Annotated in this window: 19 protein-coding genes and 3 tRNA genes; 13 read left to right on the forward strand and 9 right to left on the reverse strand. The window is 65.0% G+C overall.

All coding sequences use genetic code 11. The features are described 5' to 3' along the window. Positions 1 to 2 precede the first annotated feature (2 nt). Complete coding sequence (locus AX724_RS11250) at positions 3 to 1337, forward strand: bifunctional folylpolyglutamate synthase/dihydrofolate synthase (protein ID WP_066766307.1); 1335 nt, start codon at positions 3 to 5, stop codon at positions 1335 to 1337. A gap of 66 nt (positions 1338 to 1403) precedes the next feature. After that, positions 1404 to 1841, forward strand: a complete 438-nt coding sequence (locus tag AX724_RS11255) for a DUF6628 family protein (RefSeq protein ID WP_066766308.1) — start codon at positions 1404 to 1406, stop codon at positions 1839 to 1841. Here AX724_RS11255 and AX724_RS11260 read toward each other — a convergent pair. Then, the gene (locus AX724_RS11260) at positions 1829 to 3151 is read right to left on the reverse strand and encodes an AmpG family muropeptide MFS transporter (protein WP_066766310.1); all 1323 of its coding nucleotides are present in this window, start codon (positions 3149 to 3151) and stop codon (positions 1829 to 1831) included. The two genes, AX724_RS11255 and AX724_RS11260, sit on opposite strands and share 13 nt — an antisense overlap. Positions 3152 to 3236: 85 nt before the next feature. After that, a complete protein-coding gene (locus AX724_RS11265; RefSeq protein ID WP_066766312.1) occupies positions 3237 to 3689 on the reverse strand; it encodes a response regulator in 453 nt (150 codons plus the stop codon). A gap of 174 nt (positions 3690 to 3863) precedes the next feature. Between AX724_RS11265 and AX724_RS11270 the strand changes: the two genes are divergently transcribed. After that, complete coding sequence (locus AX724_RS11270) at positions 3864 to 4964, forward strand: pseudouridine synthase (protein WP_082733488.1); 1101 nt, start codon at positions 3864 to 3866, stop codon at positions 4962 to 4964. Next, positions 4961 to 5500: a 16S rRNA (guanine(966)-N(2))-methyltransferase RsmD gene (gene rsmD, locus AX724_RS11275; RefSeq protein WP_066766316.1), complete on the forward strand. Its 540-nt coding sequence runs from the start codon at positions 4961 to 4963 to the stop codon at positions 5498 to 5500. Before AX724_RS11270 ends, rsmD begins: the two co-directional genes overlap by 4 nt. 73 nt (positions 5501 to 5573) lie before the next feature. On the opposite strand, the gene AX724_RS11280 is transcribed toward rsmD, so the two are convergent. Next, positions 5574 to 6029 (reverse strand): Fe-S oxidoreductase, encoded by a 456-nt coding sequence (locus AX724_RS11280; RefSeq protein ID WP_066766321.1) that lies wholly within the window; start codon positions 6027 to 6029, stop codon positions 5574 to 5576. A gap of 116 nt (positions 6030 to 6145) precedes the next feature. After that, complete coding sequence (locus AX724_RS11285) at positions 6146 to 6550, reverse strand: GFA family protein (RefSeq protein ID WP_066766323.1); 405 nt, start codon at positions 6548 to 6550, stop codon at positions 6146 to 6148. A gap of 114 nt (positions 6551 to 6664) precedes the next feature. On the opposite strand from AX724_RS11285, the gene AX724_RS11290 reads away from it, so the two are divergent. Further along, positions 6665 to 8941 carry an ATP-dependent helicase gene (locus AX724_RS11290; RefSeq protein WP_066766326.1) on the forward strand — a complete coding sequence of 759 codons (2277 nt, stop codon included), beginning with the start codon at positions 6665 to 6667 and terminating at the stop codon, positions 8939 to 8941. A gap of 11 nt (positions 8942 to 8952) precedes the next feature. Next, a complete protein-coding gene (locus AX724_RS11295; protein ID WP_082733489.1) occupies positions 8953 to 9516 on the forward strand; it encodes a nucleotidyltransferase family protein in 564 nt (187 codons plus the stop codon). A 34-nt stretch (positions 9517 to 9550) separates the two neighbouring features. Here AX724_RS11295 and AX724_RS11300 read toward each other — a convergent pair. The 4 genes from AX724_RS11300 to AX724_RS24495 all read right to left on the reverse strand — a co-directional run bounded on the left by AX724_RS11300 (position 9551) and on the right by AX724_RS24495 (position 10453). Further along, positions 9551 to 9626, reverse strand: a tRNA-Ala gene (locus AX724_RS11300). Positions 9627 to 9820: 194 nt separating this feature from the next. Next, positions 9821 to 9896 (reverse strand) — tRNA-Ala (locus AX724_RS11305). A 91-nt stretch (positions 9897 to 9987) separates the two neighbouring features. Continuing rightward, positions 9988 to 10323, reverse strand: coding sequence for a TIGR02300 family protein (locus AX724_RS11310; RefSeq protein WP_066766328.1), 336 nt, complete (start codon positions 10321 to 10323; stop codon positions 9988 to 9990). Next, the gene (locus AX724_RS24495; RefSeq protein ID WP_231736656.1) at positions 10310 to 10453 is read right to left on the reverse strand and encodes a hypothetical protein; all 144 of its coding nucleotides are present in this window, start codon (positions 10451 to 10453) and stop codon (positions 10310 to 10312) included. The genes AX724_RS11310 and AX724_RS24495 overlap by 14 nt, the downstream gene beginning before the upstream one ends. Before the next feature lie 15 nt (positions 10454 to 10468). Between AX724_RS24495 and aroA the strand changes: the two genes are divergently transcribed. The 7 genes from aroA to AX724_RS11345 all read left to right on the forward strand — a co-directional run bounded on the left by aroA (position 10469) and on the right by AX724_RS11345 (position 17045). Beyond that, positions 10469 to 11809, forward strand: coding sequence for a 3-phosphoshikimate 1-carboxyvinyltransferase (aroA, locus tag AX724_RS11315; protein ID WP_066766330.1), 1341 nt, complete (start codon positions 10469 to 10471; stop codon positions 11807 to 11809). Beyond that, positions 11806 to 12054 carry a CBU_0592 family membrane protein gene (locus AX724_RS11320; RefSeq protein WP_066766332.1) on the forward strand — a complete coding sequence of 83 codons (249 nt, stop codon included), beginning with the start codon at positions 11806 to 11808 and terminating at the stop codon, positions 12052 to 12054. The genes aroA and AX724_RS11320 overlap by 4 nt, the downstream gene beginning before the upstream one ends. Continuing rightward, positions 12051 to 12695, forward strand: a complete 645-nt coding sequence (gene cmk / locus AX724_RS11325; RefSeq protein WP_066766334.1) for a (d)CMP kinase — start codon at positions 12051 to 12053, stop codon at positions 12693 to 12695. Before AX724_RS11320 ends, cmk begins: the two co-directional genes overlap by 4 nt. 162 nt (positions 12696 to 12857) lie before the next feature. After that, on the forward strand, positions 12858 to 14570 hold the full coding sequence (gene rpsA, locus AX724_RS11330) for a 30S ribosomal protein S1 (RefSeq protein ID WP_066766336.1): 1713 nt from the start codon (positions 12858 to 12860) through the stop codon (positions 14568 to 14570). Between the two features lie 175 nt (positions 14571 to 14745). Then, complete coding sequence (locus AX724_RS11335; protein ID WP_066766338.1) at positions 14746 to 15036, forward strand: integration host factor subunit beta; 291 nt, start codon at positions 14746 to 14748, stop codon at positions 15034 to 15036. A 58-nt stretch (positions 15037 to 15094) separates the two neighbouring features. Next, positions 15095 to 15180 (forward strand) — tRNA-Leu (locus AX724_RS11340). Between the two features lie 80 nt (positions 15181 to 15260). Next, the gene (locus tag AX724_RS11345) at positions 15261 to 17045 is read left to right on the forward strand and encodes a cation:proton antiporter domain-containing protein (protein ID WP_066766340.1); all 1785 of its coding nucleotides are present in this window, start codon (positions 15261 to 15263) and stop codon (positions 17043 to 17045) included. A gap of 3 nt (positions 17046 to 17048) precedes the next feature. Here AX724_RS11345 and AX724_RS11350 read toward each other — a convergent pair whose 3' ends face one another. Continuing rightward, entirely contained in the window at positions 17049 to 17990 is a 942-nt protein-coding gene (locus AX724_RS11350) for a glutaminase (protein WP_066766342.1), read from the reverse strand. Positions 17991 to 18053 lie beyond the last annotated feature (63 nt).

Genomic DNA, 18053 nt, shown 5'->3' on the forward strand with positions numbered 1-18053 from the left:
TCATGGCCGATCACGCCGTTTCCGACGACCCTCAGGTGCAGGCGCAGCTCGACCGGCTCTGGTCCCTGTCCCCCGGCGCGGACATATTGGGCCTGGATCGGATTTCGCGGCTGCTGGAACGATTGGGGGATCCGCACCGCGCGCTGCCCCCTGTCTTCCACGTCGCCGGGACCAATGGCAAGGGGTCGACCTGTGCTTTCCTGCGGGCCGCGATGGAAGCGGACGGCAAGCAGGTCCATGTCTTCACCTCGCCGCATCTCGTCCGCTTCAACGAACGCATCCGCATCGGCGGCACCTTGATCGAGGACGCCCTGCTGGCCCGCTATCTGGAGCGGGTTCTGGACATAGGGGCGGACGTAAACGCCAGCTTCTTCGAGGTGACCACGGCCGCCGCTTTCCTCGCCTTTGCCGAGCACAGCGCGGACGCCTGCATCGTCGAGGTGGGGCTTGGCGGCCGGCTCGACGCCACCAACATATTGGTCGATCCGGTCGTGTGCGGCATTGCGCAGCTGGGCATCGATCATCAGGCGTTCCTTGGCGACACGCTGGACAAGATCGCCGCCGAAAAGGCAGGCATCGCCAAGGCTGGCGCCCCACTGGTGACGCAGCGCTATCCCGACGCGCTGCACCCCGTGATGATCGACGCGGCTACGAAAGCCGGCACGACATGGATCCGCCAGGGCGACGATTGGGATGCCGCCGCCTATCGGGACCGGCTCCATTATCGAGACCGGTTCGGGCGGCTGGACACGCCGTTGCCCCGTCTCGCCGGGGCGCATCAGGTGCAGAATGCCGCCCTCGCCTTTGCCATGCTGCGGCATCAACAAGCAGTGCCCTTGCCGGAAGCGGCGCTCAAGGCCGCGCCGCTATGGGCCCACTGGCCCGCGCGGCTCCAGCGGCTGGATCGCGGCCCGCTGCTTGCGCCCTTGCCCCACGGAACAACTGCATGGCTCGACGGCGGGCACAACGCTGCGGCGGGCGAGGCAATCGCCGCCTATTTCACGGACGAGCGGCTGGAAGGACGCCCGCTTCACCTCATCATCGGCATGTTGGCGAACAAGGAAGTGGACAGTTTCCTCGCGCCTTTCGCGGGCAAGGTCGCGCAGATTCACGCCCTGCCCGTGCCGGGTCACGACCATCATCCGCCCGAACGCTTTGCTGCCGTGGCTGATCGGTGGGGCATTGGCTGCACCGCGCATGGCACACTGGATATGGCCGTCCGCGCCGTGGCGGCTAAGGCGGCGTTCCAAGGCGACGTTGCGCCCAAATTGTTGATCGGCGGCTCGCTTTACCTCGCAGGCGAAGTGCTTCGGCTCAACGAGCAAATGCCCGACTGAATTTACTTGCGACTGACTCGCATTAGCCTATTCTGCTGCCACGACCAATGCAGAAGGCGCGATTCTATGGCTTATGGAGAGACCTCCCCCCTCGATCTGCCCCGGCCAATGCCGGGCGGCTATGGCAACCGGCTGTTCCTGTTCGTCATGCGCCGCATGGCATCGGGCGGCGTCAACGATGCGCATGCCGCCAACGCCATGCTGGGCGCGTTCGGTCGCAGCTATCGTCGGCCCCTGATCCTGATGCGCGCGATGATGCTGGAACTGGCCCGCGTGTCCAGCCGCAAGATACTGGTCGCGCCATGCTGTTGCGCACGGATGACGGCGGACGAAGGCCTGTTGATGCAGGCTGCCGGGATAGCGCTGCGCGATCCGAACGGAGCCTATGAACAAGTCAGCGGCCTCCTGGGCAACGATCATGCGCTGGGCGCGCTCACCTGCCTTCAGGCGGTGGCGCAGGCGCATGCCGATCTTGGCCGTCCACTGGACCTCTACGCGGGCTGATCGGCCTTTTCCGTCGCCGCGCTTCCAACGCTCGCATCGATCAGACCCGCGCGCATCATCAGCCAGAAGAGGAGGATGCCCGGCACCGCCAGCGCGGTGGTGAACAGGTAGAAATCGACATAGCCGAACCGCTCGATCAGCGCGCCGGCGGTCGTGCCGGTCAGGAAACGGCCAACGATGCTCGCCGCCGCGGAGATGAGCGCATATTGGGCGGCCGTGAAACGAAGGTCGCACAGTGCCGAGAAATAGGCGACGACCGTGACACCGCCGATGCCGCTCGCAAAATTCTCGAAGCCGATGGCGCCGGCCATGCCCCAATTGCTCTTCCCCATGGCGGCGAGCGCGGCGAAGCTGAAATTGGAGACGCACATCAGGACGAGGCTGAGCAGTACCGACCGCTTCATCCCCATCCGCGCATAAAGGACGCCGCCCACGAAGATGCCGATCAGATAGGCCCAGAAGCCGATGCCGACATCATAGATGGCGATTTCATCGTTGCTGTAGCCCAGGTCATCGAACAAGAGGCGGAAGGTCAGGTTCGCCAGCGTGTCGCCGATCTTGTGGAGCAGGATGAAGAGCAGCACCAGAAACGCGCCGCGGCGACGAAAGAATTCGACCAGCGGCCCGGCAATCGACCGCCACACCTCGCCCGCTCCACGCCGCCCAGTCGGATCGCGATGCCGCTCCGGTTCGCCCAGCAGCAGGCCGGTCAGCATCGCCGGCAGCGCGAACATGGCGCAGGCAAGGTAAGCGCCATGCCAGCCAATTCGCGCCGCCAATACCAAGGCAAGCGAGGCCGCCGCGACCGACCCGATGCGCCAGCCATATTGCGACATGCCCGATCCTACGCCGAGTTGCTCCGGCTTCAGCAACTCGATGCGATAGGCATCGATGACGATATCATAAGTCGCCCCGGCCGCACCGACCAGCACGGCGGCATAGGCAGTGTGCATAAGGCTGGTCGTGGGATCGACCAGCGCCAGGTTGGCAACCGCTGCAATGACAAGCACGCCCGCCAGCAGCAGCCATGACACGCGCTGTCCCAATCGGCCGATCACCGGCAGGCGAACGCCATCCACCACCCACGCCCACAACCATTTGAGATTATAGACGAGGAATGCGAGGGTGAAGGCCGTAACCGCCTTCTTGTCGATCCCATCCTGCGCCAGCCGCGTGGTCAGCGTCGCGCCGATCATCGCATAGGGAAAACCGGATGACACGCCCAGGAAGAAGGCAGCCAGTGGGGCTTTTTCGACATAGGGCTTTACCGCACCCAGCCAGCTGTGGCGTCCCTGCATGGCGTCGGTCATGAAAATGCGCGTCCCCCGATGGCGTTGATCGCGCCACCATATGCCCTCAAGCCTAGGAGGCAAGCGCGCTGTGCGGCGATCAGCGTCAGTCGTCGAACAGGCTAAGCCCCGGCGGCAGCTTGGGGCGACGCGCGCCGCGCAACAGGGCGTCGATGACGGCGATGGACGCGATCAGGTCGCGCGGCGCATAGGGCTTTGCCAGGCATCCCATGGCGATGGAGCGCGCGTCGACCGGGCAACGGCCCGTCACGAACAGCACCGGCAGGGCGCGCAGCGCGGCGTGGCGCGCCACGTCTATCCCGTTGCGCTCGCCATGCAGGCCCACGTCCGCGATCACGAGATCGACCCCGCCTTCATCGATGACGCGCACCGCATGGTCATAATCATTCACCGTCGCCGCGATGCGATAGCCGGCCTGTTCCAGCGCATGTTCATTGTCGAAGGCGACGAGCGGTTCGTCCTCCACGATCAGGACGGTACGGACGCTGCTGCGCCGCCTGGGCGCCGTCGGTTCCTGCTTCAACAATCCGAAAAACATTTGCCAAGCCCGCCCCGTATCCGCCATGCACCTGATGAAACGCCGGGATGTGCGCAGGGTTGCCGCCCGTTCGCCACAGGCCGCTCACTCAAGCGCCGACGTTGCACATTTCAGCCTGATGCTGGCTTTCCATCGATATGGGAATGGCCAGTCGCCAAGAAAAGGAAGCTATCCGTGGAACCGCCAAAAAAATCCGGAGCGCCGCGCCGGGGAGGCCCTGGCGGCCCCAAGCGTCCGGGTGGCCCCGGCAGGAGGCCGGGCGGCGGCAGGGGCACAGACGGCCGTGACGGAACGCCTTTGCAAGGCGGGCGAGACGCAGCGCCCGCCGCTGATCGCGCCGGCCGCCCCAAGCCCGATCGCCCGCGCGCGGATCGCCCGGATCAGAAGCGCGGCACAGGCCGTCCCGGTGCCCCTCGCCCTGCGGAACGAGCCGCCCGCCCGACCGCGCCTCGCAAAGCTGCGCGCGGAAAGGCGGCGGCATCAGGCACGGCGAATCCGCATCCGGCGCGCGTGGCTGCCGCAGGAAACAGCGCGCCGGACAGAGGCGAACCGCAACGCATCGCCAAATTGCTGGCGCGCGCGGGCGTCGCATCCCGCCGCGAAGTGGAGCGCATGATCGAGGAAGGCCGGATCGCGAAGGACGGCGTGGCGCTGGACACGCCCGCGACATTGCTCACCTCGCTTCATGGCATCACCGTCGATGGCGTGGCAGTGGCCGCGCCTGCGCCCGCGCGCCTGTTCCTGTTCCACAAGCCGACAGGCTGCCTCACGACCGAGCGCGATCCTGCCGGACGGCCGACCATCTATGACCGGTTGCCCGAAGGCCTGCCGCGCGTGATGCCGATCGGGCGGCTGGACATGAATACCGAAGGATTGCTGCTGCTCACCACCGATGGCGGCTTCAAGCGCCAGATGGAACTGCCCGCCACCGGCGTGCCCCGCACCTATCGCGCCCGCGCCTTTGGCGATGTCAGCCAACAGCAGTTGGAAGATTTGTTCGACGGCCTTGAGATCGACGGAATCCGCTATGGCCAGATCGAGGCCAATCTGGAACGGCGCACCGGTCGCAATCAGTGGATCGAAATGACGCTGACGGAGGGAAAGAACCGCGAAGTCCGCCGTGTGCTGGAGCATCTGGGTCTCAAGGTCAACCGGCTGATCCGCACAGCCTACGGCCCCTTTGCGCTTGGCGACATGGCGACCGGCGCGGTGGAGGAAGTGCGCCAGCACGACCTGGTCCAGTTCCGCAGCAGCCTCAAGGCGCTCGCGAAATGAGGATCATATCCGGCCAGTGGCGCGGCCGCCCGCTCGTTGCGCCAAAGGGGGATGCCACCCGGCCAACCGGCGACCGGACGCGGGAAACGCTCTTTTCCATGCTGACCAGCCGTCTGGGGTCGTTCGAAGGCCTGGCCGTGGGCGATTTTTTCGCAGGATCGGGCGCGCTGGGGTTCGAGGCGTTGTCGCGCGGCGCGGCTTCCTGCCTGTTCGTGGAGCAGGACAAGGCAGCGCTCGATGCGATCCGCACCAACGGCGACCGGCTGAATGTCCGGCCGGACATTCGCGCCGGCAGCGTCCTGTCGCTTGGCCCGGCGGGTAAACCGCTCGACCTCATCTTCATGGACCCGCCTTATCAGAGCGGCGCGGGCCAGGTGGCGCTCGACAAGCTGGCACGGCTCGGATGGACGACGCCGGCAAGCTGGATCAGCATCGAAACCGACCGGCGCGAGGATGTCGCGGTGAAGGGGTTCGCCATCGATGCGGTCCGCGATGTCGGAAAGGCCCGGCTCACGCTGCTCCGGGCTGAGGAATGACCGCGACGCCGGTATGACCAAGAAAGGGCGGCCCGATCGGAGCCGCCCTTTCTCATTGAGTCCTCTGGGACGTTCAGCGTCGGGCGCGGCCCTTGCGGGCCTCGCTGGGATTGACGCAACTGTCCTGCACCGTCCGCGAGCAGACGGGATAATCCTTCATTTCGGCCGGGGGCGGCGTCATATTGCCTCCAACCGTCACCGGGTTGTTCGCCGAGCCGACGGGGGCGGCCGGGTCGCGTGGTGCGCCTGCGGGGGCGGGAACCATGCCGGTATCCGGCGGAACCGCGCCGGTCGGTTGCCCGGCATTGGGATCTGCCGGCGGGCTGGGCATGGCGGGCGACCCTGGCGTTCCCGGCGTGCCCATGCCCGGATCGGCCGGTTGCGCGGGCATCGCGCTGGGATCGCCACCGGCCGGTGGAGCGGACGCATCGGCGGGCGGTTGGGCCGCCGGCGCATCCTGCGCGACTGCCGTGCTGGCGATAGTGGAAATGCTCAGGAGGGCGGCGCTTGCCATGAGGAATGCGCGCATCGGGATCGTCCTTTCCAATGGTCTGCCCCTTTTGCCCGCTCAGGCAAGGGAGAGAACAAAAAGGACGGCCGCCTCGTTCCTTACGCCGGCGACCGGATGTGCCCGACATGCGACGGCTAGCTGGCAGGCCCTTCCGGATAACGGTCAAACTTCGGCAATTCCGACACCGTCGCCATCCATGGCGCAGCCTCGGCCATCTGGATATGCGCTTGCGGAGGAAGCCCGGCCGGATCGTCCAGGCTGCCTGTCTGTATGTCGATCGCTCCCGGAAACACGGCAGGATTGGTGTAGAACAGGCCGGTTCCGCACGTGGCGCAGAAATGGCGCGTCGCATGCTCGGACGACTGGTAGCGCGCCGGCTCTCCCGTAATCATCACGCTCTCTTGCGGAAACAGCGCCCAACCCACCATCGGCGCGCCAGCGCTCTTGCGGCAATCGGCACAATGACACAGCGCGCTGTAGGCCGGCTCGCCTGTCGCCTCATACCGGATCGCCCCGCATCGGCATCCACCCGTCGCCATAACACCAACTCCTTGCATGATTCTCTTTTTGTTCTCATAGAAGGGCATCCACCGCAAGGGCCTGGTTCCAGCCGCGCCCTTGCCCCCGGTCCCTCTCGCTCCTAGTTGTCCGTCATGACCCTGCCCGCCCCTTCACCCGACGATCCGCCCTATCTGCGGGGGCTCAATCCACCCCAACGGGAAGCGGTGCTGACCACGGACGGCCCCGTCCTGGTTCTGGCGGGCGCGGGTACGGGCAAGACGGCGGCGTTGACGGCGCGCCTGGCCCACCTCATCGCGACCCGCCGGGCATGGCCGTCCGAAATCCTGGCCGTTACCTTCACCAACAAGGCTGCGCGGGAAATGCGCGCGCGCGTCGGCGCGATGATTGGAGATGCGGTCGAGGGCATGCCCTGGCTCGGCACCTTTCACGCCATCGCCGCCAGGATGCTGCGCCGCCATGCAGAGTTGGTGGGGCTGCAATCCAATTTCACCATCCTCGATACCGACGACCAACTGCGCCTGTTGAAGCAACTGATCCAGGCGGAAGGCGTCGATGAAAAGCGCTGGCCCGCGCGCCAGCTTGCCGGATTGATCGACCAGTGGAAGAATAAGGGCCTGACGCCAGCGGAAGTCGGCGCAGGCGATGCGGAAACCTATGCCCATGGCAAGGGGCAGAAACTCTATGCCGCGTATCAGGCGCGGCTGCGCGATGTGAACGCCTGCGATTTCGGGGACTTGCTGCTCCATGTTCTGACGATATTGAAGGGGCACCGCGACGTGCTGGAGCAATATCAGCAGAAATTCCGCTACATCATGGTGGACGAATATCAGGACACCAACTCCAGCCAGTATCTCTGGCTGCGGCTGCTGGCGCAGGCGCGCAAGAATATCTGCTGCGTGGGGGATGACGACCAGTCCATCTATTCGTGGCGTGGCGCGGAGGTCGCCAATATCCTGCGGTTCGAGAAGGATTTCCCGGGCGCGACGATCATCCGCCTGGAACAGAATTACCGCTCCACGCCGCACATTCTGGGCGCGGCGTCGGGTGTGATCGCAGAAAACGGCAATCGCTTGGGCAAGACGCTCTGGACCGATATCGATGTGGGCGAAAAGGTACGCGTCGTCGGCATATGGGACGGGCCTGAGGAAGCGCGCCGGGTCGGGGAGGAGATCGAGGCGATCGAGCGCAGTGGCGCATCGCTGGAGGAAGTGGCGATCCTTGTCCGCGCCCAGCATCAGACCCGCGAGTTCGAGGACCGCTTCATCCAGATCGGCCTGCCCTATCGCATTGTCGGCGGCTTTCGCTTCTACGAACGCGCGGAAATCCGCGACGCGCTGGCCTATCTGCGCCTCGTCAACCAGCCGGCCGACGACCTGGCCTTCGAACGCATCGTCAATGTTCCCAAGCGCGGGCTGGGCGACAAGGCGGTGGAGAAGCTCCATCGCCTCGCCCGCGCGCAGGGCGTGCCCTTGACGCTCGCGGCGGCGCGGATCCTCGACACGGACGAGCTGACGCCGCAGGCGCGCCGGTCGCTTGGCGGCTTCATCGGCGATCTTGCACGCTGGCGCGACCGCGCAACGCAACTGCCCCATGCAGAACTGGCGCGGCAGATACTGGACGAGAGCGGCTATACCGCCATGCTCCAGGCCGAGCGCTCCACCGAGAGCGCGGGCCGGCTGGAGAACCTGACCGAACTCACCCGCGCGATGGAGGAATATGAGACGCTGGGCGCGTTCCTGGAGCATGTCAGCCTCGTCATGGACAATGAGGCGCAGGCGGAGGAGCGCAAGGTCACGATCATGACCATTCACGCTGCCAAGGGGCTGGAATTCGATCATGTCTTCCTCGCCGGCTGGGAGGAAGGGATTTTCCCCTCGCAGCGGGCATTGGACGAAGGCGGCCTCAACAGCCTGGAGGAGGAGCGTCGCCTCGCCTATGTGGCGATCACCCGCGCGCGCAAGCGCTGCACCATCCTCCACGCGGCCAACCGGCGCATCTACGGCCAGTGGACCAGTTCCATCCCGTCCCGCTTCGTAGGCGAATTGCCGGCCGAGCATATCGAGGAGGAAAGCAGCATGAGCGGCGGCGCGTCGCTCTGGCGCGCCAACTGGTCGGAACGCGAAGACCCCTTCGCCAACGTCGCGCGTGGCACCGGCCGCGGCCCCGGCTGGCAGCGGGCGCAATCGTCAGGGCAGTTCAGCCGGGAACCGGTGCGGATCGTCGAGGCCCGCGCCTCGGCGGTATCGCTGGGCAACAAGGGCCGGGACGACATGAGCGTTGGCCTGCGGGTGTTCCACCAGAAGTTCGGCTACGGCACGGTGGCCGAGATCGAGGGCAACAAGCTGGAAATCGACTTCGAAACCGCCGGGCGCAAACGGGTGATGGACAGTTTCGTGAGCGTGGCGTGACCTCTGCGCCCATGACGTCTATCGCGAGCCTCCGTGCGCGACTGACACATATTCTTCTCAATGATTCTATCTGCGCTGACGCCTTGCGAGTTGTCAAAGGGCTAGATCTGCCTGATTGTTGGATTGCTGCAGGACTCGTGCGCGATGCGGTATGGAACTGGCTTCATGACCGCCCGCCGAACAGTCCGATGGGTGACATCGACATCATATGGCATGATCCGTCGCGTTCCAATGCGGCGTTCGATCGGGCTATGGAACAGCAACTGAACGCCCTGCGGCCGGGATTGCCATGGTCGATCAAGAATCAAGCACGCATGCACCTGCGCAATGGCGATCCGCCTTATCGTTCGGCTAGCGACGCCATGAGATATTGGCCGGAAACAGCCACAGCGACAGCCGTGCGGATGACGTCCGACGGTCGCCTGGATATCGAGGCTCCTTTTGGACTGGAAGACCTGTTTGCGCCTCGACTGGTCCCGACCCCGGCCTTCACGGGTAACCGGCGGCCGACATTCGATCGCCGCGTGCACGACAAAGGATGGCTTTCTCGCTACCCCCTTCTCGACCGGGGATAGGTCATAGCCATTCGATGGCTGGAAAATGAAAAACTGGTGGAGCCTAGCGGGATCGAACCGCTGACCTCCTGCATGCCATGCAGGCGCTCTCCCAGCTGAGCTAAGGCCCCATCCGCGCCGTTTTTTTTCGGCGATATGGTCAAGGCCATGTCCGGCAGCCATGCCGTCGGCCTGAATTTGAGCTTCCGTCACGCGTGAGCGTTTAGTGCTAAAAGGTTGCTTTCAACCTCCTGACACCCCTTCGCTGTCGCTTCGGGAGTTTTTCGGAAAAAATGTCCCCCGGACATTTTCTGATCCGAAAAACTGGTGGAGCCTAGCGGGATCGAACCGCTGACCTCCTGCATGCCATGCAGGCGCTCTCCCAGCTGAGCTAAGGCCCCGTCACCAACCCGAAGCGCCGTTTGGGTCCGGCGCTTCGGAGGTCGCTGCCTCTAGGATCAGGCGATCCGGTTGGCAAGCGGAAAATGAAACTCAGTTGTCTTCGTCCTCATCGCCGCCAGCGTCCACGCCCAGGTCGTCGTCGCCACCCAGATCGACGTCATTGTCAGGCGAATCGCCATCGTCATCGACATCGATGTCGAGGTCGAGATCGTCGTCGGCCGTCTCCAGTTCGCCGTCCGCAGTCTCGATCACCTTCTTCGGCGCGACTTCCTCATAAGGCAGCGGCTGCTTCGACTTCAGCACCGGCTCCGGTTCCCAGGCGGTGTTGCAGTTGATGCAGACAACCGGATCGTCCTTGCCCAGGTCGTAGAAGCGAGTCGCGCATTTCGGGCAGGTCCGCTTCGTGCCCCATTCAGCCTTCACCATGTCCGGCCTGTTCCTTCTTGATGCTCAAACAGAAATCACGCGGCGCAACGGGTGTCGGCCACGAAACGTCGCGCGCCTTGCCATAGGCAAACCGCGCTGTCAAAAGCCGCTCGCATTTTTTCGGTTCCATGACAACGGATGCCCCGTGACCTCGACAGACGATAAACCCGCCCCCGGCACCTTCACGGCCGCCCCGCCCTTGTCGGGCAGCGTCACCGTGCCTGGCGACAAGAGCATATCCCACCGTTCGCTGATGCTGTCCGCCCTCGCCATCGGCGAAAGCCGGGTGGAAGGACTGCTGGAGGGCGAAGACGTGCTCGCCACCGCAGCGGCGATGCGGGCCATGGGTGCCGTCATCGAACGGGACGCGGATGGCGTCTGGCACATCCATGGCGTCGGCGTTGGCGGGCTGCTCCAGCCGCAGACCGCGCTCGACATGGGCAACAGCGGCACGTCGACGCGCCTCCTCATGGGCCTGCTCGCCAGTCATGACCTGACCGCGACATTCGTGGGCGACGCATCGCTCAGCAAGCGGCCCATGGCGCGGGTCACCGAACCGCTGGGCCGCATGGGGGCGAGCTTCACCGCCAGCCCGGGCGACCGCCTGCCGCTGACGATGCGGGGAGCCTGCCCGGCGGTGCCCCTCGACTATCGCCTGCCGGTCGCCTCGGCTCAGGTCAAATCCGCGATCCTGCTCGCCGGCCTCAACACGCCCGGCATAACCCGCGTGGTCGAACCCATTGCGACCCGCGATCATAGCGAAAGGATGCTGAAGGGCTTCGGCGCGGACATCGATGTCGCCATCGACAGCGACGGCGCGCGCATCATTTCACTGGTGGGCGAGGCGGAATTGCGGCCGCAGCAGATCGTCGTGCCCGGCGACCCCTCCTCCGCCGCCTTCCCCATGGTTGCCGCACTGATCGTGCCTGGATCCCAGGTGACCATCGCCAATGTCGGGCTGAATGCGACGCGCGCCGGCCTGATTGATCTGCTGCGAGAAATGGGCGGCTCCATAGAGGTGGTAAATGCGCGCGAAGTCGGTGGCGAGCCGGTCGGCGACCTGATCGTCACCGCGTCGCCCCTCAGGGGTGTGGAGCCGGACCCCGCCTGCGCCCCCAGCATGATCGACGAATATCCCGTGGCCTTCATCGCCGCTGCGATGGCGGACGGCCGCAGCGTGTTCCGCGGCCTTGAGGAACTGCGCGTCAAGGAATCGGACCGCATCGCCACCATGGCGGAAGGCCTGCGCGCCATCGGCGTTTCGGTCGAGGAACTGGAGGACGGCATCATCATCGAGGGCAGCGGCGGTGCCCCGCTCGCGGGCGGCGGTCCCATCGCGACGAAGCTGGACCATCGCATCGCCATGAGCTTCGCCATTGCGGGGCTCGTGTCGAAAAATGGGGTGACGATCGATGATATGCGGCCAGTGGCGACGAGCTTTCCGACCTTCCTGCCGCTGCTCCAGTCGTTGGGCGCAACGGAGTGACCTTCGACCTCGCCAATGTCGTCGGCCTGCTCGGCAGCACTGTAACGATCATCGCCTACGCCTACAGCAATATGGCGAAGGCGATGAATTTCATCATCTTCAACCTGCTCAATCTGGCGGGTGCGCTGTTGCTGATCTGGTCTTTGACGGTCCATTTCAATCTCGCATCGATGGTGATGGAGATCGCCTGGACGGCCATCGCGCTGCTCGGCCTCTACAACAGCATCAAGAGGAAGACGCCATGATCGTCGCTGTCGACGGCCCCGCCGCATCGGGCAAAGGCACCATCGCCAAGGCGCTGGGCCGCCATTACGGCCTGCCCGTGCTCGACACCGGCCTTCTATATCGCGCCGTTGGCCTGTCCGTGCTGAAAGCGGGTGGAGATCCCGATCATGAAGAGGACGCGCTTGCCGCCTGCGGCTTCGACGACGGGACGCTTGCCGACCCGGCGCTGCGCAGCGAAGCGGTGGGCAGCCTCGCCTCCCGCGTGTCGGTACATCAGAGCGTCCGCGATGCGTTGGTCCAACGGCAACGGGACTTCGCTATGCAACCGGGCGGCGCGATCCTCGACGGGCGCGATATCGGCACGGTGATAGCGCCCGACGCCGACGCCAAGATATTCGTGACCGCCAGCGTCAGGGTGCGGGCCGAACGCCGCTTCCAGGACGCCTTGTCGCATGGCGGCCATCCGGACATGGACAGCCTGATCGCGGACATCCAGGCGCGCGACACGCGCGACATGAGCCGTGACCATGCGCCGCTACGCCAAGCGGACGGCGCGGACTTGCTAGACACCAGCGATTTGACTATAGAAGCCGCCGTCCAGCGGGCGATTGCGCTTGTGGACGCCCAGCTTGAAGGTCGCGCCTCCGGCGTGACCCGATAAGGCGCGCGGATATTCCGGGCGCCCTTTTCGCTTTTCACAGCTTGCGCGTTCCATCGCATAACTCATTGGATACGCGCCGGATATCCGATCCGTCGCGTAGTTTGGCCAAAGACCATCGGACACAACCGGTTGGCCAGCAATGACGAGTGAAGGAACGACTTAATGGCCTCTACGGCATTCCCCTCGCGCGACGATTTCGCCGCGCTTCTCAATGATTCTCTCGGTGGCGAGGATGGCGGCTTCGAAGGCCGCGTCGTCAAGGGCACCGTTACCGGCATCGAAAACGACATGGCGCTGATCGACGTCGGCCTGAAGTCGGAAGGCCGCGTGCCGCTGCGCGAATTCGCCGCGCCGGGCCAGAAGGCCGACCTCAAGGTCGGTGACGAAGTCGAAGTCTATGTCGACCGCGTCGAAAATGCCCATGGCGAAGCCATGCTGTCGCGCGACCGTGCTCGCCGCGAAGCCGCCTGGGACAAGCTGGAAAGCGAATTCACGGAAAACGCCCGCGTCGAAGGCGTCATCTTCGGCCGCGTCAAGGGCGGCTTCACCGTCGATCTCGACGGCGCCGTGGCCTTCCTGCCCGGCAGCCAGGTCGACATCCGCCCCGTGCGCGATGTCACCCCGCTTATGGACATCCCCCAGCCCTTCCAGATCCTCAAGATGGATCGCCGCCGCGGCAACATCGTCGTGTCGCGCCGCGCCATCCTGGAAGAAACCCGCGCTGAACAGCGTTCGGGCCTCATCCAGACGCTGGCCGAAGGCCAGATCATCGAGGGCGTGGTCAAGAACATCACCGATTATGGCGCGTTCGTCGACCTGGGCGGCATCGACGGCCTGCTGCACGTCACCGACCTGTCGTACAAGCGGATCAACCACCCCAACGAGATGATCAACATCGGCGACACAGTCCGTGTCCAGATCATCCGCATCAACCGCGACACCCAGCGCATCAGCCTGGGCATGAAGCAGCTGGAAAGCGATCCGTGGGAAGGCGCCGCCGCCAAATATCCGATCGGCGCGAAACTGTCTGGCCGTGTCACGAACATCACCGAATATGGGGCGTTCGTTGAACTGGAGCCGGGCATCGAGGGCCTTGTCCACGTTTCGGAAATGTCCTGGACCAAGAAGAACGTCCATCCCGGCAAGATCGTGTCGACCAGCCAGGAAGTCGAAGTCCTGGTCCTGGAAGTCGATCCCGAAAAGCGCCGCATCTCGCTCGGCCTCAAGCAGGCCCAGTCGAATCCGTGGGACAGCTTCGCGGAGCGTCACCCGGTTGGCTCGACCGTCGAGGGCGAAGTCAAGAACGCGACCGAGTTCGGCCTGTTCATCGGCCTGGACGGCGACGTCGACGGCATGGTCCACATGTCGGACATCGCCTGGGGCATTTCGGGCGAGGACGCGCTGGCGCTCCACCGCAAGGGCGAGACGGTTCAGGCCGTCGTTCTCGACATCGATGTCGAGAAGGAGCGCATCAGCCTCGGCATGAAGCAGCTTGAGCGTGGCGGCCCGGCCGCCGGCGGCACCGCTGCTGCTGCGGCTGGCCTCTCCAAGAACGCGATCGTCACCGTGACGGTTCTGGAAGTGCGCGACGGCGGCCTGGAAGTCCAGGCGGGCGACGATGGCGCCGCTGGCTTCATCAAGCGGAGCGACCTTGGCCGCGACCGCGACGAACAGCGCCCGGAACGCTTCCAGGTCGGCCAGAAGTTCGACGCCATGGTGACCGGCTTCGACCGCGCCAAGAAGCCCACCTTCTCGGTTAAGGCGATGCAGATCGCCGAAGAGAAGCAGGCCGTTGCGCAGTACGGCTCGTCCGACAGCGGCGCGTCGCTGGGCGACATCCTGGGCGAAGCGCTCAAGGCCAAGAACGAAGCCTGATTCCATCGGACTTCGCTGAAATAAGGAACCCGCCGGACATGGTCCGGCGGGTTTTCCTTTATCTTGCAGGCAATTCCTTGCCTTGTCGTAACGATCTTTTTGCTGCCCGATTGTCAACGGCTTGCCGAATCTCTATCATGATCGCGGGGTACAGCAGAGGGGCGCTGGAGAACCAATGATCCGTTCGGAATTGATCCAGAAACTGGCCGAGGAAAATCCTGGGCTCAATCTTCAGGAAGTTGAAAAGATCGTCGATCTTTTCTTCAAGGAAATCGTCGATCGTCTTTCGTCGGGGGGACGGGTCGAGCTGAGGGGCTTCGGCGCGTTCACGACCCGATCGCGCGATGCGCGAACCGGGCGCAATCCCCGCACCGGCGAACAGGTGCCGGTATCGGCCAAGCGCGTGCCCTATTTCAAGCCGGGCAAGGAAATGCGCGAGCGGCTGAACGTCAAGACCGAAGCCTGACGCGATCTGCCGCTTGACCTGTTGCCCGCCGGCCTTAAGGGTCCGGGCGGCTTTCCAAGCGGACGTGGCGAAATCGGTAGACGCAGCGGACTTAAAATCCGCCTCCCCCCGGGAATGCGGGTTCAAGTCCCGCCGTCCGCACCATAGTTGGGCAATTTGGTCCAAGGGGCGCTTTTCTGTCGTGCCGGGCTGGCAATTCACGGCCGCACCGGCAATGATGCGGCATGGCCGGCGCGATCAACCCACAAAGTTTCAGCGACTCCCTCGTCATCCTGGGCGCGGCGGGGCTCGTCATCCCCGGCTTCGCGCGCTTCCGGATCAGCCCGGTCATCGGATTCATCCTCGTCGGCCTTGCCGTGGGCCCTGCGGGGCTCGGCGCCTTGGTCGGGCAATATCCCTGGCTCTACCATGTCACCATCTCCAATCGCGAGGCGATCGAACCCTTCGCGGAGCTGGGCGTCATATTGCTGCTCTTCTCCATCGGCCTTGAACTCAGCTTCCGCCGATTGTGGACGATGCGCACGCAAGTGTTCGGCGTGGGCGCGGCGGAGTTGATCGGTAGCGGCCTGCTCATCGCGCTCGGCCTATACCTGCTTGGCCAACCTCCCGCCGGTGCGATCGGCCTTGGCCTTGCGCTGGCGCTGTCATCCACCGCCGTCGTATTGCCCATGGTCGGTACGCAAAGCGCGGTCGGGCGATCGGCCTTCTCGATGCTCCTGTTCGAGGATCTGGCGCTCGTCCCCATCATCTTCATGCTGGGCGCGCTGGCTCCGTCCGTCGCCACCAGCCCGGAGGGCGCGTGGGGCGAACTCGCCAACACCTTGCTGAAGGGCGGCATTACCATCGCCATCATGCTGGTGCTGGGCCGGCTGTTCCTGCCCCATGTCTTCAGCCAGGCTGCGCGTACCAAAAGTCCCGAAGTGTTCCTCGCCGCCAGTCTGTTGGTGGTCATCGTCTCCAGCCTGGCGACGTCCATCGCCGGTCTTTCGCCCATCGTCGGTGCGCTGCTCGCCGGGCTCCTGATCGCGGAGACCGACTATCATGGCGAGGTTGAGGTGATGACCGCCCCCTTCAAAGGGCTGGCGCTCGGCGTCTTCCTCATCACGGTGGGCATGAGCCTGGACATCCGCGTCATCCTCGCCAATTGGCCCAGCCTTCTCCTGGCGGTGGTCGGCGTCGTGCTGGCCAAGACGCTCGTGACAGCAGCGCTCCTCTACATCACCGGCGCGCGCAAGGGCATGGCGATGGAAGTCGGGCTGCTGATGTCCAGCCCGTCCGAAACCACGCTGATCGTGCTGTCGGCCGCGGCAGCGGCGCAGCTCATCCTCCCTTCCACCGCTGCCTTCTGGCAGATCGTCACCGCCATCGGCCTCACCATCACGCCTCTGCTCGCGCGCATCGGCCATGACATCGCGCGCCGGCTGGAAATGGCGCTGGGCGAGGATCGGGCGGAGATCGGCGAGGAACAGACCGAAGCCGCGGCCGTGGTCATCGGGTTCGGGCGAGTGGGCCACATGGTATGCGATCTGCTCAAGACCCATGGCCAGCGCTTCATCGTGGTCGAATCAGATCCGGACGTTGTGGCGGAGGCACGGCGGCTCGGCTACCCGATCCTCTTCGGCGATGTGTCCCGCACGGAAATGCTGGACAAGCTCCGCCTTGGCCACGCCCGCGCGCTCATCCTGACCATGGACGATCCGGTGCTGTCGATCCGCGTCACGAAACGGGTGCGCGGCTGGGTACCCGATCTGCCGATCATCGCCCGCGCGCGCGATACCGACCATGCCGCACAGCTCTACAGGGCGGGCGCCAGCGATGCCGTGCCTGAAACGCTGGAAAGCTCGCTGCAACTGGCCGAGACCGCGCTGGTCGATCTGGGCGTGGCAATGGGGCCTGTCATTGCGTCGATCCATCAGATGCGCGAAGATCTGCGCGTCGGCATCAAGGATGCGGCCGAGATGGACACGGCGCCCAAGCTACGCCGGCTGCGCGCCGACGAGGTCGGCTGACGCTCAGGCCTCTGGCGGACTGAACACCGACCAGCCAGTGCGCTGCGCCAGCATTTCCAGCGCCCGCGTGCCCAGATGACTGTTGCCCGAGGCGCTGAGACCAGGGGACCAGACCGCGATCGACGCGCGGCCGGGCACGATCCCGAGGATGCCGCCGCCTACACCGGACTTGCTGGGGATGCCGACGCGAAAGGCGAAGTCGCCCGATGCGTCATATTGGCCGCAAGTCAGCATCAACGCATTGATCCGCCGCGCGCGACCGGGCGACACGACCCGCCCGCCGTCTGGATGTCGCCCGTTCAACATCAGGTAGCGCCCCGCCAGGGCCAGCTGCCGGCAACTCATCTCGATCGCGCATTGATGGACGTAGAGGCCAAGCACCAGGTCGACCATGTGGCGAATATTGCCGAAGGCGCGCATATAGTTGGCGAGCGCGACATTGCGGAACCCCGTCGCCGTCTCGGACGCCGCAACGTCGCCATTGATGGCGATGCTGTCGTCTCCGGCGAGATAGCGGATGAAGCGCAACATTTCCCCGATGGCGACGCGCGGCTGATAACCGCCCAGATTGACGTCCGACACCACGATCGCACCGGCATTGATGAAGGGATTGCGGGGAATCCCCCGCTCCTGCTCCAGTTGCACGATGGAGTTGAAGGCATTGCCCGACGGTTCCCGCCCCACCCGGTCCCATAGCTGGTCACCCACTTTCCCCAGCGCCAACGTCAGCGCGAACACCTTGGAAATGGACTGGATCGAAAATCCGGTATCGGCGTCGCCGCCAACAAGCATCCGGCCGTCTGCGGTCGCGATGGCGATGCCGAACTGCGCCGGATCGACCTTGGCCAATTCGGGGATGTAGCTCGCCACCTCGCCCCGATCCTCGGCGCGCGCCAGGGTAGCGGCAATGTCGGCGACGATGGCGGACAGGTCGGCCTGCGGCATCACGCTGTCTCTTCCCCCTTCGCTTCGCCCTGTTGCCAAGGCTCAGCCTTAACCTGTCCCGCC

Source organism: Sphingobium sp. CCH11-B1, from assembly GCF_001556865.1.
Lineage (GTDB): Bacteria > Pseudomonadota > Alphaproteobacteria > Sphingomonadales > Sphingomonadaceae > Sphingobium.